21 protein-coding genes are annotated in these 16,778 nt (G+C 29.9%); 16 read left to right on the forward strand and 5 right to left on the reverse strand.

The window, feature by feature from the left end; genetic code table 11:
* Window positions 1–4 precede the first annotated feature (4 nt).
* The 13 genes from WH52_RS10255 (at window position 5) to WH52_RS10315 (ending at window position 9,184) form a co-directional block, all read left to right on the forward strand.
* Complete coding sequence (locus WH52_RS10255; protein ID WP_086030852.1) at window positions 5–1,420, forward strand: SDR family oxidoreductase; 1,416 nt, start codon at window positions 5–7, stop codon at window positions 1,418–1,420.
* 19 nt (window positions 1,421–1,439) lie between these two features.
* A complete protein-coding gene (locus tag WH52_RS10260) occupies window positions 1,440–1,955 on the forward strand; it encodes a glutathione peroxidase (protein WP_086030853.1) in 516 nt (171 codons plus the stop codon).
* A gap of 2 nt (window positions 1,956–1,957) precedes the next feature.
* Window positions 1,958–2,443 carry an SRPBCC family protein gene (locus tag WH52_RS10265; protein WP_317041852.1) on the forward strand — a complete coding sequence of 162 codons (486 nt, stop codon included), beginning with the start codon at window positions 1,958–1,960 and terminating at the stop codon, window positions 2,441–2,443.
* Entirely contained in the window at window positions 2,433–3,725 is a 1,293-nt protein-coding gene (locus WH52_RS10270) for a cryptochrome/photolyase family protein (RefSeq protein WP_086030855.1), read from the forward strand. The genes WH52_RS10265 and WH52_RS10270 overlap by 11 nt, the downstream gene beginning before the upstream one ends.
* Before the next feature lie 118 nt (window positions 3,726–3,843).
* Window positions 3,844–4,257 (forward strand): DUF2141 domain-containing protein, encoded by a 414-nt coding sequence (locus tag WH52_RS10275; RefSeq protein ID WP_086030856.1) that lies wholly within the window; start codon window positions 3,844–3,846, stop codon window positions 4,255–4,257.
* A 22-nt stretch (window positions 4,258–4,279) separates the two neighbouring features.
* Window positions 4,280–5,641: a 2TM domain-containing protein gene (locus tag WH52_RS10280; protein WP_086030857.1), complete on the forward strand. Its 1,362-nt coding sequence runs from the start codon at window positions 4,280–4,282 to the stop codon at window positions 5,639–5,641.
* A gap of 1 nt (window position 5,642) precedes the next feature.
* Window positions 5,643–5,951, forward strand: coding sequence for a 2TM domain-containing protein (locus WH52_RS10285; protein ID WP_086030858.1), 309 nt, complete (start codon window positions 5,643–5,645; stop codon window positions 5,949–5,951).
* Window positions 5,941–6,228, forward strand: a complete 288-nt coding sequence (locus WH52_RS10290) for a 2TM domain-containing protein (protein WP_086030859.1) — start codon at window positions 5,941–5,943, stop codon at window positions 6,226–6,228. The genes WH52_RS10285 and WH52_RS10290 overlap by 11 nt, the downstream gene beginning before the upstream one ends.
* 4 nt (window positions 6,229–6,232) lie before the next feature.
* Window positions 6,233–6,580: a 2TM domain-containing protein gene (locus WH52_RS10295; protein WP_086030860.1), complete on the forward strand. Its 348-nt coding sequence runs from the start codon at window positions 6,233–6,235 to the stop codon at window positions 6,578–6,580.
* Between the two features lie 3 nt (window positions 6,581–6,583).
* A complete protein-coding gene (locus tag WH52_RS10300) occupies window positions 6,584–6,904 on the forward strand; it encodes a 2TM domain-containing protein (RefSeq protein ID WP_086030861.1) in 321 nt (106 codons plus the stop codon).
* 30 nt (window positions 6,905–6,934) lie between these two features.
* Window positions 6,935–7,255 (forward strand): 2TM domain-containing protein, encoded by a 321-nt coding sequence (locus WH52_RS10305; protein WP_086030862.1) that lies wholly within the window; start codon window positions 6,935–6,937, stop codon window positions 7,253–7,255.
* Between the two features lie 17 nt (window positions 7,256–7,272).
* Window positions 7,273–8,400: an amidohydrolase family protein gene (locus WH52_RS10310; RefSeq protein WP_086030863.1), complete on the forward strand. Its 1,128-nt coding sequence runs from the start codon at window positions 7,273–7,275 to the stop codon at window positions 8,398–8,400.
* A 28-nt stretch (window positions 8,401–8,428) separates the two neighbouring features.
* The gene (locus WH52_RS10315) at window positions 8,429–9,184 is read left to right on the forward strand and encodes a LytR/AlgR family response regulator transcription factor (protein WP_086030864.1); all 756 of its coding nucleotides are present in this window, start codon (window positions 8,429–8,431) and stop codon (window positions 9,182–9,184) included.
* Here the strand turns inward: WH52_RS10315 and WH52_RS10320 are convergent.
* Both WH52_RS10320 and hutI read right to left on the reverse strand, forming a co-directional pair.
* Entirely contained in the window at window positions 9,181–10,179 is a 999-nt protein-coding gene (locus tag WH52_RS10320; protein ID WP_086030865.1) for a formimidoylglutamase, read from the reverse strand. The genes WH52_RS10315 and WH52_RS10320 overlap by 4 nt on opposite strands.
* A 1-nt stretch (window position 10,180) precedes the next feature.
* The gene (gene hutI, locus WH52_RS10325) at window positions 10,181–11,413 is read right to left on the reverse strand and encodes an imidazolonepropionase (protein ID WP_086030866.1); all 1,233 of its coding nucleotides are present in this window, start codon (window positions 11,411–11,413) and stop codon (window positions 10,181–10,183) included.
* A gap of 48 nt (window positions 11,414–11,461) precedes the next feature.
* Between hutI and WH52_RS10330 the strand changes: the two genes are divergently transcribed.
* Window positions 11,462–11,878, forward strand: a complete 417-nt coding sequence (locus tag WH52_RS10330) for a DUF3995 domain-containing protein (RefSeq protein WP_086030867.1) — start codon at window positions 11,462–11,464, stop codon at window positions 11,876–11,878.
* A gap of 119 nt (window positions 11,879–11,997) precedes the next feature.
* Here WH52_RS10330 and WH52_RS10335 read toward each other — a convergent pair whose 3' ends face one another.
* The 3 genes from WH52_RS10335 to fumC all read right to left on the reverse strand — a co-directional run bounded on the left by WH52_RS10335 (window position 11,998) and on the right by fumC (window position 15,078).
* Window positions 11,998–12,963 (reverse strand): hypothetical protein, encoded by a 966-nt coding sequence (locus WH52_RS10335; RefSeq protein ID WP_086030868.1) that lies wholly within the window; start codon window positions 12,961–12,963, stop codon window positions 11,998–12,000.
* 155 nt (window positions 12,964–13,118) lie between these two features.
* The gene (locus WH52_RS10340; RefSeq protein ID WP_086030913.1) at window positions 13,119–13,592 is read right to left on the reverse strand and encodes a nucleoside deaminase; all 474 of its coding nucleotides are present in this window, start codon (window positions 13,590–13,592) and stop codon (window positions 13,119–13,121) included.
* Window positions 13,593–13,677: 85 nt separating this feature from the next.
* The gene (gene fumC / locus WH52_RS10345) at window positions 13,678–15,078 is read right to left on the reverse strand and encodes a class II fumarate hydratase (protein ID WP_086030869.1); all 1,401 of its coding nucleotides are present in this window, start codon (window positions 15,076–15,078) and stop codon (window positions 13,678–13,680) included.
* Window positions 15,079–15,223: 145 nt separating this feature from the next.
* Between fumC and WH52_RS14980 the strand changes: the two genes are divergently transcribed.
* Both WH52_RS14980 and WH52_RS10350 read left to right on the forward strand, forming a co-directional pair.
* Window positions 15,224–15,397 (forward strand): hypothetical protein, encoded by a 174-nt coding sequence (locus tag WH52_RS14980; RefSeq protein WP_198938429.1) that lies wholly within the window; start codon window positions 15,224–15,226, stop codon window positions 15,395–15,397.
* Between the two features lie 132 nt (window positions 15,398–15,529).
* Window positions 15,530–16,690: a helix-turn-helix domain-containing protein gene (locus WH52_RS10350; RefSeq protein ID WP_086030870.1), complete on the forward strand. Its 1,161-nt coding sequence runs from the start codon at window positions 15,530–15,532 to the stop codon at window positions 16,688–16,690.
* The last annotated feature ends 88 nt before the right edge of the window (window positions 16,691–16,778 follow it).

Here is a 16,778-nt window from a genome sequence, read left to right on the forward strand (position 1 = left end):
GTAAATGAAGGTGTTGATTACAGGAATTACAGGATATGTAGGAAAGAGGTTAGTTCCATTACTTCTTAAAGAAGGACATACTCTTGTATGTTGTATTAGAGATTTAAGAAGGATCCCAAGTGAACTTAAAAATAATAAGTCTATATCGTTTGTAGAACTCGATTTTTTAAAGCCTAATTCCAAGCTCCCTAATGACATTGATATAGCATATTACCTTATACATTCAATGTCTACCAGCAGCAACGATTTTGAAAGTTTAGAAGAAAAATGTGCAAAGAATTTTAAAAAATTAATAAGTACTACTTCTTGCCAGCAAGTAATTTATTTAAGCGGAATTGTAAATGATAATTCACTATCAAAACATCTTCAATCTAGGTATAAAGTAGAACAGATTTTACAAAGTGATAACTATTATACCACAACTTTTAGAGCTGGTATTATTGTAGGAAGCGGAAGTGCGTCATTCGAAATTATTAGAGATTTAGTAGAAAAACTTCCTGTAATGATAACACCAAAATGGTTACATACAAAAACACAACCCATTGCGATACGAGACGTGTTAAACTACCTAACTAAAGCTATAGCTAATGAAAAGGTATATAATAAATCATTTGATATTTATGGACCTGAAGTATTGACATATAAAGATATGTTGTTACAATTTGCTGAAGTGAGAGGATTAAAAAGGTACATTTTTACATTACCAATATTAACACCAAAACTATCATCATATTGGTTGTATTTTGTTACTTCTACATCTTTTAATTTGGCAAAATCTTTAGTAGATAGTATGACGGTTGAAGTAATAGGGAAGGAAAATAAAATCAATGATATTATAAAGGCTACTCCTATTACTTATAAAGAATCAGTTAATAAAGCTTTTGTAAAAATAGCTCAGAATTCAATTGTTTCAAGTTGGAAAGACGCTAAAATTAGCGGAGTTTTAAAAAAAGAATATAAGGATTATATAAACTTACCTCATTTTGGTTGCTTTAAAGATATAAGAAGTAGAAAAATGATGAATGAAGAAGAAACAATAGATAAAGTTTGGAGTATAGGAGGGAAAAAAGGATGGTATAAATTTGATTTTTTGTGGGAAGTAAGAGGTATTGTTGATCAGTTTTTTGGAGGAGTAGGTTTGCGTAGAGGGAGAAGACATCCAACTGAATTAAAACCTGGAGATGCATTGGATTTTTGGAGAGTTTTACTAGCTGATAAAAAAAATAAACGCCTATTACTTTTTGCTGAAATGAAGTTGCCAGGTGAAGCATGGTTAGAGTTTAAAATTGTTAAAAATAAGTTGTATCAAAGAGCAGTATTTAGACCAAAAGGAATATTCGGAAGAATGTATTGGTATGCTGTTTTACCATTTCATGCTTTTGTTTTTAAGGGGATGATAAATAGGTTAGTAGAAAAATAAACATAAAATAACTTTAATTATGACACTATTTAGTTTTTTAGGAAATGGACAAAATGTAAGACCAAATGAATCATTATTTAAATTAAAAATTAATGATATCAACGGAAAAGAGTTAAAGTTAGAAGAATACAAAGGCAAGAAAATATTGTTTGTTAATGTAGCCTCTAAATGCGGTTTTACAAATCAATATGATGGATTACAAGATTTATATTCAAAATACCAAGGTAAATTGGTAGTTATTGGCTTACCGTGTAATCAATTTGGAGCGCAAGAACCAGGAACAGAACAGGAAATACAATCATTTTGTAGAATGAACTATGGAGTAGATTTTCCTATGACAGAAAAGATTGATGTAAAAGGAGAAAATCAGCACCCGATTTACCAATGGTTAACTCAAAAGCAAAAAAATGGTAAAATGAATTCTTCAGTAAAATGGAATTTTCAAAAGTACTTGGTAGATGAAGAAGGAAGGCTGATAGATGTTTTTTACTCGATAACAAAGCCGATGAGTAAAAAGATAACTAAATTGTTATAAAGGTGATTAAATTCAGGAAACATTCAGGAATTTACACCTTGTCTACAGAGCAAGTTTTAAAAGTACCAATAGCACAAGCTTGGAGTTTTTTTAGTATGCCTCAAAATTTATCTAAAATAACTCCGTCTCATATGGGGTTTGATATAACCTCTACTGTTGATAGTAAAGTCTACGCAGGACAAATTATTACTTATAGAGTAGGTATTTTACCAGGAGTTAAATCGAATTGGGTAACAGAAATAACTCAGGTAAAAGAACAAGAATTTTTTATTGACGAACAACGATTCGGTCCCTACAAAATGTGGCATCATGAACATTGGTTTGAAGAATTACCGAATGGTAATACCTTAATGAAAGATAAGATTTCGTATAAAATTCCTTTTGGTTTTTTAGGACACATAGCACAAAGTGTTTTCATAAAAAAACAATTGAAAGGAATATTTGAACATAGGTTTTCAACATTAGAAAAATTATTTAATGGAAGATAGAATAGTAGTTTTTTGGTTTAGAAGAGATTTAAGATTGCATGATAATACTGGGTTAAGTAAAGCTTTACAATCTGGTTATAAGGTACTTCCTATATTTATTTTTGATGATAATATTTTAGATGGTCTTCCAAAAAATGATGCGCGAATAACTTTTATATACGATAGCTTAAAAGCTGTAAATAATGAGCTTATAAAAGAAGATACAAATCTGTTAATTCAAAAAGGATCACCGCTTAAGGTTTGGAAAGAAATTATAGCAAAATTTTCTGTTGCTGAGGTATATTTTAATCATGATTATGAACCTTATGGAATTAAAAGAGACCAAGAAATTAGAGCGTATCTTACAAGTAAAAATATAGTATGTAATACTTTTAAAGATCAGGTAATTTTTGAGAAAAATGAAGTATTGAAAAAAGACGGTACTCCGTATACTGTGTTTACACCGTATAAAAGTAAATGGTTACAATTATTTAATAGAGATATACATACCCAAGAACAAGTAACAGAAGTTTATTTTAAAAATTTCATTAAAAACCATACCGATTTTCCTGAGTTATCTAATTTAGGATTTAATAGAAGTAAAATAACAGTAAAACCATACAGTTTATTGAGTTTAAGTAGGTATGAAGAAACAAGAAACTTTCCATTTAAAGACACAACTTCTTATTTATCACCTTATTTAAGGTTTGGTATTGTGAGCATAAGAAAAATGGTAACATTCGCTTTACAAACCAATGAAACATTTTTAAGTGAATTAATTTGGCGAGAGTTTTTTATGCAAATATTGTATCACTATCCGAAAGTGTTAACAGAGAGTTTTAAGAAGAAATATGATGTTATTCCTTGGAGAAATAATATTGAAGAATTTAATAAATGGTGTAATGGTGAAACTGGATATCCGTTGGTAGATGCAGGTATGAGAGAACTAAACCAAACAGGGTATATGCATAACAGGGTTCGAATGGTAGTAGCTAGTTTTTTATGTAAACATTTACTAATAGATTGGAGATGGGGAGAAGCTTATTTCGCAAAAAAATTACTCGATTTTGAATTGGCTTCTAATAACGGAAATTGGCAATGGGCTGCAGGAACAGGTTGCGATGCAGCTCCTTATTTTAGAGTTTTCAATCCGACAGAACAATTAAAAAAGTTCGATAAAGAATTGAAGTACACCCAAAAATGGGTAACCAATTTAAATGAGTTTAGTTATCCGCCACCAATGGTAGATCATAAATTAGCCAGAGAAAGAGCTATAAATACGTATAAGAAAGCACTACAATAATGTGGTGCTTTTTTTATTACAATTCATCCTAAAAAAAATACAGTTGGGTAATATTTAGTTTTAAAAACTATAGTTGTATTGCACCTTTGTAGTGTAATTAATTTTAAAACTCAACAATATGAAACTTTTAATCAACTTAACAATTATCGCTATACTGTTTATCGTTGGTAGCATTTCAGCACAAAATAATACAATAACGGCAACAGTAATAAACGCTAGTTCAGATGCAGGTAAAGTAAGTTATGCTTTATACACCAAAGATACTTTTATGAAAAAGCCACTTCAAGCTAAAAACTCTAAAATTAAAGGAGGTAAGAGTATAGTTTCGTTTGAAAATGTACCTGAAGGAGAATATGCAATCATTTGTTATCATGATAAAAATGATAATGATAGAATGGATTTTGAACCAAGCGGAATGCCTTTAGAAGACTATGGAGCTTCTAATAATGTAATGCGTTTTGGTCCGCCTCAGTATAACGATGCTAAGTTCGTAGTTTCTGATAAAGATGTATCTTTAGAAATCAAATTTTAAGGCATAGAAATACTTTAGTAAAATGGATAATAAAGCAGGTATATTTTCAAGTAAAGAATTAAAAAAAGGGTTTTTAATGGCCTTGAAAATTACATTAATATTTGGTATACTCTTTTATTTAATAGGAGGAAGTCCATATACAATAAAAGGTTTCTTTATAACAATAGGAATTTCTGCTTTATATTCTTTTGGACTTGGATTTGGTCAAGGAGTATTAAATGATTTTTTAAGTAAAAAATGGGATTGGGTAACTCAAACCAACCAACGTGTTTGGACAGGAATTATTCTTACGATTGCTTATACTATACCAGCAATTTTAATTATACATTATATCTTGTTTGTTAAAATTCAAGGAGACAGTATTGATAATTTCTTCAAGTTTCCGATGATATGGATTCATTTGTTCTGGATTATTTTTTCGTTTGGAGTTTCTGCATTTTTACATGCAAGAGGTTTTATGTTAGAGTGGAAAAATGCTGCAAATCAAGAAACTACCGAACAAAAAATTGTAGCTAAGACAGAAACGGCAAAGTTCGAAACTTTAAAAAGTCAGATAGATCCACATTTTTTATTCAATAGTTTAAATGTTTTAACTTCTTTAATTGGTGAAAACCCTAATCAGGCAGAAAAATTTACAACCAAACTTTCTAAAGTATATCGTTATGTTTTAGAGCAAAGAAATAAAGAGTTAGTACCGATTTCAGAAGAATTACAATTTGCTAAAACTTATATGGAATTATTGCAAATGCGTTTTGAAGATGCTTTAGAATTTTCATTACCAAAAGAAATAAATCCAGAATTTAAAATGGTACCGTTGTCATTACAATTACTATTAGAAAATGCTGTAAAGCACAATGTAGTATCATCAAGCAAGCCATTACACATTTCAATTTACGAAGAAAATGGTTTTTTAAAAGTTTCAAACAATGTAAATCCAAAAGAAGCTATTGGTAAAAAAAGTACCAAAGTAGGATTGCAAAATATTGCAGATAGGTATGGTTTAATTACCTCACAACCTGTCGAAATTATAAACAATAAAAAAATATTTACAGTAAGCTTACCGTTGCTTACACAAGCAAATAATATTATGAGAACATCAGAAGAATTTGAAAATAGTAACTATGTAAGAGCTGTTGAACGTGTAGAAAAACTAAAAGAATTTTATCAAAACTTAGCAACTTATTGTGTTATGATTCCTGTATTTATTTTTATTAATCTACGATTCTCACCACAATTTCATTGGTTTTGGTTTCCGATTGTAGGTTGGGGGATAGGAGTTGTATTTCACGGATTAGAAGTACACAATTATAGCTTATTCCTTGGTAAAGATTGGGAAGAGAGAAAGATAAAAGAATTAATGGACGATAAAGATAACTTTAAATAAAATGGATAACTCGTATAAACAAGAGCAAAGTTATATTAAAGCTAAAAAAAAGGTAAAAGGAATAAAAGCATTTTACATTCATTTAGTTGTGAATATTTTTTCAATAGCTATAATTATTACAGTTAATTTATTGTTTTCACCACAATATCATTGGTTTTGGTTTGCGGTTATAGGTATAGCTGTAGCGCAAATTATTCATGGTATAGTTGCATTTGGTTTTCCGAATTTTGGTTTAAATAAAGATTGGGAAGAACAAAAGATTAAAGAGTTAATGAATAACAAGGAAAATTTTAGACAAGATGGAAGATAAAAGAACTGAAGAATATCGATTTATAAAGGCAAAAGAAAAAGTAAAAAAGATAAAAGGTTTTTATGCTCATCTTGTAGTAACAATTTTTATCATTCCAGTTGTCATTTTTATAAACTTAAAATTTGTTCCAGAATTTCATTGGTTTTGGATCGCTATTGGAGGAATTTCATTTAGTGTAGTTATGCATTGGCTTTCTGTTTTTGGGTTTGACAAACTAGGTTTTGGTAAAGATTGGGAAGATCGAAAGATTAAAGAATTTATGAACGAAAAAAGATAGAAAGATGGATCACAGAAATTATATAGAAGAACAACGATACGTAAAAGCAAAAAAGAGGGTAAACGATATAAAAGGATTTTACATTCATTTTACAGTATACGTTTTAGTAAATATTTTTATTAGCGGAGTTATAATCTTTGGATTAACAAATGATGAAGGAAGAAGTTTCTCTGATGCTATTACACATCCAGGAGTTTATATGACTTGGATGGGGTGGGGAATAGGAGTGTTTTTTCACTGGTTAGGAGTTTTTGGTTTTCCTACAGTAATGACGAAAGGTTGGGAAGAGCGTAAAATTCAAGAATTAATGAAGGAGGAAGAAGAAAGAAGTAACAGAATAACTAAAAAATAAGTTATGAAAGTTATAGAACCTAACACAGAAGAAATAAAATACCTTCAAGCTAAAAAACGAGTAGAAGCGTTAAAAGGATACTACTGGCATGTTGCAATTTATTTAATAATAAATACACTTACTTCTTGGAAAAATATTTTAAGAGGATTAGAAAATGGTGAAAGTATTATCGAAATATTTTACGATTATAAAGTTTCATTTTCATGGATTGTATGGGGGATTATACTTATAATTCATACAATTAGAGTTTTCGGATTTAATAATTCTTTTACCAAGAACTGGGAAGATCGTAAGATAAAAGAATACATGAATAAATCTAGCTAAATAACAAAACAACAACTAATCAACACAATTATGGAACCAGATTATTCAAGAGGAGAAAGATATGTTAGAGCTCAAAAAAGAGTTCAAGACATAAAACAATTCTACAAGCATTTAACTGTTTATTTAGCTGTTAATGTATTTTTAATTATAAGAAGAATATACAAGGATATTCAATACGGAGATTCAGTTTTTGAAGCCTTAACAGATGCTTCTAATTACCGATTTTTATTTTGGTGGGGAGTAATAGTAGTTTTTCACGCCATAGGAACATTTGGAATGCCGAATCTATTCAATAAAGATTGGGAAGATCGAAAGATTAAAGAATACATGAATAAAGAACAAAGAAGATAACTTAAAAACAAAAATTGATGAAAACTAAATTACTATATAGCTTACTATTTTTTACTTCATTTTTATTCTCGCAAGAAAGTTTTGTAATAAACAATGTAAGACTATTTGATGGAGAAAAAGTAAAAGAAAATATGTCAATATTAATTGCTGATGGGAAAGTTTCTAAAATAGCTAGTGAGCCTATTCAGCATCAGAATATTATCGATGGAAAAGGAAAAACATTATTGCCAGCATTAACTAACGCTCACGTGCATGTTTGGGCTCCGGCAAGTTTAGAGCAAGCAGCAAAAGCAGGCGTTTTAAATTTATTAGATATGCATGCAGTTGAAACGTTAATTCCTATGATGAAAGGTTTTAGAGCTTCCAACAAACATGCCGATTATTATTGTGCTGGTGGAGCAGCAACTGCACCAAAAGGACATGGAACTCAATACGGATTTCCAACCCCAACATTAACCAAACCAGAAGAGGCTAAAGACTTTGTAGAAGGAAGAGTAAAAGCTGGTGCAGATTATATAAAAATTATTAGAGAACCTTGGAAAGCAACCTTAAATGAAGAAACTACAAAAGCTCTGATTACAGCTGCTCATGAAGCAAATAAAAAAGCGGTAATTCATGTTTCTAAAGCTGTCGATGCACATGAAGTATTAAAGAATAAAGCAGATGGATTAGTGCATATTTGGGAAGATACATCTTTAACCAAAGAACAATTTGACGATTTAAAAGGAGAAGAGTTCTTTGTAATTCCTACACTTTTAACGATGCAAAAAGTACAAGAGCTTTTTTACAAAAAGACCAAAGAGCAAGCTTTAGAAAAAGTAAAAAATATGCAAGATGAAGTAAAAAGATTATATGAAATAGGAGTTCCAATTTTAGCCGGAACCGATCCACCAAATGGAAATATTAACTACGGAACCGATTTATACAAAGAATTGAAATTGTTAAATGATGCAGGATTGTCTACTGTTGATGTTTTAAAATCAGCAACATCATTACCAGCTATTCATTTCAATTTAAAAGATAAAGGATTTTTGAAAGAAGGTTATAGAGCAGATATGATTTTGGTAGATGGGAATCCGACCGAAAATATTGAAGATATAGCAAAAACAAAACGAGTTTTTAAACAAGGAAAAGAAGTAAAATAATATATTAGTACAGCCAAACTTTATATACATGAAAGTATTAATTATAGAAGACGAAAAGCCAGCAGCAAGAAGGCTTAACAGAATGTTAGCAGCATTAGATATTCCTGTGCAAGAAATGTTACATTCGGTAGAAGAAGCGATTAATTGGTTTCAAAACAACGAACATCCTGATTTAATTTTCTTAGATATTCAATTATCTGACGGATTATCATTCGAGATTTTTGAAGAAGTGCCTGTAAAGTCAGCTATAATTTTTACTACTGCGTATGATGAATATGCTTTGAAAGCCTTTAAATTAAATTCGATTGATTACTTATTAAAACCCATTGATGAAGATGAGTTAAAAGTAGCAGTTGATAAGTTTAAAGAACAACAACCTAAACAAACCGATTTAAGAGTTGATATTGATGAAATTCGTAAGCTTCTAATTAATCCAATTGATAGAAAGTTTAAAAAACGATTTACCATTAAAGTAGGTCAGCATTTAAAAATTATTCATACCGATGAAATAGAATGCTTTTATTCAGAAAATAAAGCAACCTATATTCATACAAATGCTAATAGAAACTATTTAATAGATCATTCTTTAGAGCATTGGCAAGATCAATTAGATCCTGAACATTTTTATAGAGTAAATAGAACTTTTGTAGTGCATATAAATGCGATAAAAGATATCGTTTCTTATACCAATTCCCGTTTACAGTTAAAACTAGATTCTTTTAAAGAACAAGAAATTATAGTAAGTAGAGAGCGCGTAAAAGACTTTAAAAAGTGGATTGATTAGTTTGATTTCTTAGCTTTAATAAAATCTGAAATTAAATAAGAAATAAACTTTCCTACTTGTCCGTTTGCTATGCTATCATTTATAACAGCTGGAGCACCTTCGCAAATATGTAAATAAGAGGCATTTTTGTTTTTTCCGAAGTAATACATAAAACGACGGGTTTGTTGAGGTGTAAATCCACTCGGAGTCATAGCACTACTAGGAAAGCTTTGAATACAATCCAAATCTATTTCAATTCCAAAAGAAGTATTCTCAATAAAGTTATTCGCTCTTTGTAATTCACTTTCAAAAGTAGTAGTTTGATAAACTTCTAATTCTTCAAAAAGATTATAATCAATATTGGTATTACTGTGCATAAAATCGAAAATATACTGAGGTGTATAGTTTTCGTGTAAACCAAACATAAAGTATTTCTCTAAATATTTATGTTCAATAGCATATGAAAATCCGTTTCCACTATGACGCTCTTCTAAACGACGTAAATCGGTGTGAGCATCTAAATTAATAGCATTAATTGGTTGATTTTTTCCTTCAGAGAGACCTTTTAAATTTCCATACGAATTGTTATGCCCACCACCAATAATGATTGGAGTTTTATCAGCTTCAACAATTGTTTTTATGATTTCTGATAGTTTAGTATCAATAGCTTTTACTAAATAATCACCTTTTTCACGATCTAAACCATCAAAATCAGCAACTTGTTCAGCATAATCTAAATAACCAAGAACTAAGATGTCTTTTCCATCAATAAACTGATTTTGTTGTGTGTTTAAAAATGATTTTAAAGCAGGAATAAAAGCTGTTTGTGCACCTCCGTTTCCGTAATTCATTTTTACACCAATATCTTCAGGAACTCCTATGATTACAAACTCTGCAGATGAATTCGCTAAGTCATCTAAATTAGTTATTGATTGTACTACTTCTCCTAGTTTTGTTTCTCCTTCTCTTGGATTAACAAAATTGGTAACTTCTTGTTTAGAGAAAATGTATAACATGTTAGATAGCTTTTCCGTTTATAAAAACCGAATCAATTAAAACCGAACCAAAGTTATAAGGAATTGCTCCATAGCTTAAAATCTCTTTGGTAATGATAAAATTTGCTTTTTTTCCTTTGGTGATACTTCCAACTTCATCAGAAAGATTCATAGCATAGGCTCCGTTAATTGTTGCTGCATTAATGGCTTCTTCAGGTGTCATTTTCATTTTAATACATGCAGTAGCAACCACAAAATTCATATTACCTGATGGAGTAGAACCTGGGTTAAAATCGGTAGCTAAAGCTAAGGGTAATCCTGCATTGATGATATCTCGTGCAGGAGTATAAGGAATGCTTAAAAAGTACGAACAAGAAGGCAATGCCACAGGCATCGTATTAGTTCCTTTCAAGGTTTCGATATCTTCTTTATTCATTACTTCTAAATGATCTACAGATAGCGCATTGTGTTTTACACTTACTTGAACACCACCAATAGTTGTAAACTGATTTACGTGCACTTTAGGTGTTAGCCCGTATTTTTTACCTGCTTCTAAAATTCTGTTGGTATCTTCTACCGAGAAATATCCTGTTTCGCAAAAAGCATCGATAAACTCAGCTAAGTTTTCTTCAGCAACTTTTGGTAGCATCTCTTCAATAATTAAATTGATGTACCCTTCTTTATTGCTTTTGTATTCTGTTGGAAAGGCATGCGCACCTAAAAAAGTAGCTTTGATAGGAAGTTTATAGTTCTCACGTAATTTTTTAATTACACGTAACATTTTTAATTCAGCTTCTACAGTTAAACCGTAACCCGATTTAATTTCAACAGCACCCGTACCTAATTTCATTACTTCTTCTAAGCGAACTGCTGATTGCTTGTATAACTCTTCTTCAGAAGTTTCTTGTAATTTCTTTGCTGAATTTAAAATCCCACCACCTTTATTGGCAATCTCTTCATAGCTTAAACCGTTTATTCTATCAACAAATTCTTGTTCTCTGTTACCAGCGTAAACAATATGTGTATGAGAATCGCACCAAGTTGGTAATATCATTTTACCAGTACAATCAATTGTGTTTTCTATTAATGTAGGAACATTATCCATAGAACCATAATCTACAATAGTATCATTTTCAATTAATAAAAATGCATTTTTAATAGTAGGTAATACTTTCATATCAGCTCCACTAACTTTTGTAATAGTAGCTTCTCTAACTTGAATTAATTCCTTGATATTTATCAATAAAGTTGTCATGTGTTGTTTGTAATTTTGTTTGACAAACTTACATTAAAAACCACAATTATGATTTATTTTTTAGGAGTGATTAGTGTTTTAATTCTCTTTTTGATTTCAGTAATTCATTTTTATTGGGCGTTTGGAGGAGAGTGGGGTATATGTGGAGTAATACCGACCAAAACTAATAAGGATAAAGTGATAAATCCACCAATCATTGCTACAGTTTTTGTGGGATTGTTCTTAGTCTTATTTGCTTTATTGTATGCTGAAAAACTACAAATTATTTCAATGAAGTTTTTACCAATTTTTATTTTAAACTACGGAGTTTATATAATAGCAAGTATTTTTCTACTTAGAGCCATTGGAGATTTTAAGTATGTAGGCTTTTTTAAGAAAATTAAAAATACTCAGTTTGCTAAAAATGATACAATGTATTTTTCTCCTTTATGTTTGTTTTTAGGAATTGTAGGAATGCTGATTTAGATTTATAAATTAGAGAATTAGACTAACGTTTTCAGTTATGATTAATAAGAACTTAGCTAAATCAAAAAGATTTGAAGATTCTATAAAATACACTAAAATCTATATTAATTATACCAATGTTATATACTGTTCTTTTTTATTTTTAATAGAATATTCTTTCCAATTAATTTAACTATAGTTGTAATTAGGCTAAAAACTATTCCTATACCTATAATAAAGGAAAAAGCTTTGTAAAAATCTTTATTATATTCTACTTCTTGATGTAAATTCAAAAATATCATATAAAAAGTAGTTATAACTATTGATATATATGAGACATAATTATAAATAAATGATTGCTTAAAGTTGAGTTTTTCTTTTAATAGAGTTAAATAAATTAAGTTTAAAATAAAAAGGAAAGCAAAAATTAAAGTGATATGTATAATTTTAAAACCCATTAATTTTGGAAATAAAAATTTACTAATTAGGAAGTAGTAGAAAAAACCATTAATTATTCCTATACCGATGCTGTATGGTAATAGTTTGATTTTTAACCTGTAACACAGGAATAAGAATAGGGTAATTAAACAAAAAATAAAAATGTTTTTTAATAAAGGAATTAGTTTTATAAGTTGAAAATTAACAATTTTTGAATCTTTAGTTTTTCTAATTTTTAAGAAATCAAATTCAAATTTTAAAGCCTCTTTATAATTATTAAAATCATTTTTTGATAACAATTCATTTTCACTACTGTAAATTATTATACTTTGATTACAGGCATATGAGTCGTTTATTAAACCATATGCATTTGGGGTAGAGTAAACTAACCATTTTTGTCCCTTTTTGTACAAAAAATTACAAACTCCTCCACAATTGTTATAACCAGAAATAAATTTAGTTGTTTGACCTTTAAAAATCTGTTCAACTTCAAAGGTGAATTTTTGATATCCTAAATTATCACAATCTTCAACGTCAATTATTTCTCCAGTAAAGATTAAAGAATAGGTGTCATATATCTCTTGAGTAATTTTTTTATGCTTACAACTACAACTATAAGAATTATAAGTATTTAGTAATAAAAAAAATATAAAAAATAATTTTTTCATTTTTAGGTAGAATATAACTTAGTTTAAGAATATGTATCCGTTTTAATGTTTAATGGTTTATATTCAGCATTAACGAATTTACCTAAAAATAGACCAAGAGTCAAAATAAGTTTTAAGTATAAAAAAATCCTAAACAAGAGTTTAGGATTTGTATTTTAATATTCAATTTTATCGTCTTTTTCAGACCATTTTTGAAATGGCTCTAAAGCTATTTCACGTCCTACTTGCTCAAACGGAATACTTCTTTTCTCGTATGGTAATGGAATTTCTTTATAAATGAATTCATCATCAAACCCAATATTAGCAGCATCTACTTGATTACTTCCATAGAATACTTTGTCTGGTCTTGCCCAATAAATAGCTCCTAAACACATAGGACAAGGCTCACAAGAGGTATATACAACACATCCATCTAACTGAAAAGAGCCTAAGTTCTTGCAAGCATCTCTAATCGCAGTAACTTCTGCATGAGCTGTAGGGTCGTTTGTTGAGGTAACTTTGTTGTTTCCACGTCCCACAATTTCTCCATCTTTTACAATAATACATCCAAAAGGACCACCTTCGTTGTTTTGCATTCCGCGTAAAGCTGCTTTTACAGCTTCACTCATATATTCTTCGTGTTTGTTCATCTTCATTATCTTATATGGTTAATTTTTTTAGCTAAAAAAAGCTGCAATTTTTTGCAGCTTTTAAGTTCTGTACAAAAATACAGTTTTATTTTAAACTACCTGTCATGTCTTCTGGTTTTACCCATTCGTCATATTGTTCAGCAGTTACATATCCTAAATTGATAGCTTCTTCTTTTAAAGTAGTTCCGTTAGCGTGCGCAGTATTTGCGATTTCTGCTGCTTTGTAGTACCCAATTTTAGTATTTAAAGCAGTTACTAACATCAATGAATTGTTTACCAATTCTGTAATTCTACCGTGGTTTGGTTCAATACCAGCAGCACAATTTACATCAAATGATACACAAGCATCTCCAATTAACTGAGCCGATTGTAATACGTTTGCAGCCATCATTGGTTTGAATACGTTTAACTCATAATGTCCTTGAGTTCCACCAACAGTTACAGCAACATCATTCCCCATTACTTGTGCACAAACCATGGTAATAGCTTCTGCTTGTGTTGGGTTTACTTTACCTGGCATGATAGAAGATCCTGGTTCGTTTGCAGGAATGATTAATTCTCCAATTCCAGAACGAGGTCCTGATGCCATTAAACGAATATCATTGGCTATTTTATTTAAAGAAACGGCTAATTGCTTTAAAGCTCCGTGTGTTTCAACTAAAGCATCGTGTGCAGCTAAAGCTTCAAACTTGTTTTCAGCAGTAACAAATGGTAACCCTGTAAATTCTGCAATATATTTTGCTACTAATACATCGTAACCTGCTGGAGTATTTAATCCAGTACCTACAGCAGTACCTCCTAAAGCCAATTGAGCTAAATGAGCTAATGAATTTTTTAAAGCTTTTAAACCAAAGTTTAATTGTGCTACATATCCAGAAAACTCTTGTCCTAATGTTAAAGGAGTAGCATCCATTAAGTGTGTACGTCCAATTTTTACAACATTTTTAAAAGCTTCAGATTTAGCTTGTAAGGTGTCACGTAATTGCTCTACACCAGGAATCGTAACCTCTACAATCTTTTTATAAGCTGCAATGTGCATTCCAGTAGGGAACGTATCATTAGATGATTGTGATTTATTTACATCATCATTTGGCTGAATAGTTTTTTCTCCCTCACCAATTACTTTACCTGCAATTTCGTGCGCTCTATTGGCAATTACTTCGTTTACATTCATATTAGATTGTGTACCCGAACCTGTTTGCCAAATTACTAATGGAAATTGATCATCGTGCTTTCCTGCTAAAATTTCATCACAAACCTGACCGATTAAATCACGTTTTTCTGCTGCTAAAACACCTAATTCACAGTTGGTAAAAGCAGCGGCTTTTTTTAAGTAAGCAAATCCGTATACTACCTCTAAAGGCATAGAAGCAGGAGCTCCGATTTTAAAATTATTACGAGAACGCTCTGTTTGTGCTCCCCAATATTTATCTGCAGGTACTTCTACCTGTCCCATTGTATCTTTTTCAATTCTATATTTAGTCATGTTGAATTGTTTAAATTGCTTAAAATTAACGAAGTCCAAAATTACAAATTCTTATAGTTTTAGATGTTGATTTTTATGAGATTTTATTGGTTGTAAAAAAAAATAGTTTTAATTTTGTCGCGTAACAATTATTAAGAAGAAACAAATGTTAGATTTTTCAGAATTTTCAGGATTAGTATTATTCATGTTTATTTTTACAGCTGGATTTTGGTTGTTAATTTTCTTATTGACATTTGTAGTTCCTTACTGGATTGGTGGTACAATCTGGGAAAACTGGAAATTAAAGAAAGAAGCTAAGAAAGCTGCTGAAGGTAAGTAAGCATCTTAATTCAATAATATTAAAAAGCTCGTTCAACTGAACGAGCTTTTCGCTTTTATTCTAGTATCTTCTTACATGATTCGAATAAAATAGTTTACATTTAGAGTTCTGATAACTTTCTATTAAGAGAATATGTCTGTTGATTTACGTTTAGATATTCCAGCATTTATAATTTTTGTTGGAATTGTATTGGGTTTTTTATTATCGTACTTTTTTATTCAAAAATCTTTTAAGTATAATAAGTCCAATCTTTTTATGGGGTTATTACTTTTAACTTTTTCATTGAACATGTTAGAAGGTTGGTTAAATTATACTGGACTTATTTTTAAATGTTTGCATCTCACAAATTTTTCAGAACCTACTAATTTTATCATTGCTCCGTTGTTGTATTTTTTTGTGTCTCGTCAGTTAGGAGAACAACGTAGTAATAAAGAATGGTTGCATTATATTCCTTTTTTATTTTGGTTGTTTTATTGTGTATTCTTTTTTATTCAATCGGAAGCTTTTAAATATAATTCCAATATTTTTTCATTAGATTTCGATTTAAAACCTTTAGCTGTAGATTATTCCAAAGAAAATGATAATCCCTTAGGGATACGAAATTATGTTAATGAATTAACCATTTTTCAAATAGGAATTTATTCGTTTATTATTATTCGAAAACTAGTGTTAAAAGGTAAGTCTTTAGGAGAGTCTATATTTAATACAACCAATCATACCTTAAGATCATTGCGAAGCTCTACTTTGCATTTTACATTGCTTTTTTTATTGCTGATTGTGGTGAAAGCTACATTTAAAGATGATATTGGTGATTATATACTGTATGTTTATTTGTCGTTTATTTTGCTATTCAATGTGATTGTTATTATGAATAGTTCTAACTATTTTCAACAATCTTCTTCGTTTTTAGAATTTCCAAGTTTAAAATATCAAAAATCTTCATTGACAAAATCGGATCAAAAAGTGATCGTAGAAAAGATTCAGAGAATTATGAAAGAAGAGAAATACTTTACTAGTAATTTAGCATCACTTTCTAACTTAGCATTTAATATTAATGAAAGCTCTCATCATGTTTCTCAGACTATAAATGATGATCTAAATATGACTTTTTTTGAGTTGTTAGCCTTTTATAGAGTTGAGGAGGCTAAACGTATTCTTTCTTCTAGTGAAGGGAAGAAATTAACCATAGAGGAAGTAGCAGAACAGGTTGGATATAACTCGAAATCAGCGTTTAATACGGCTTTTAAAAAGCTAACTTCTCAAACTCCTTCTGCATACAGAAAGAATAGTTAAAGGGTTTCCCGATAAGCTCGAACGTCTACTTTATAAGGAAATACGTTAAAAAGTGATCTTTGAAATTAGGTTTGTATGAATAAAATTT

Source organism: Tenacibaculum holothuriorum (genome assembly GCF_002120225.1).
GTDB lineage: Bacteria > Bacteroidota > Bacteroidia > Flavobacteriales > Flavobacteriaceae > Polaribacter > Polaribacter holothuriorum.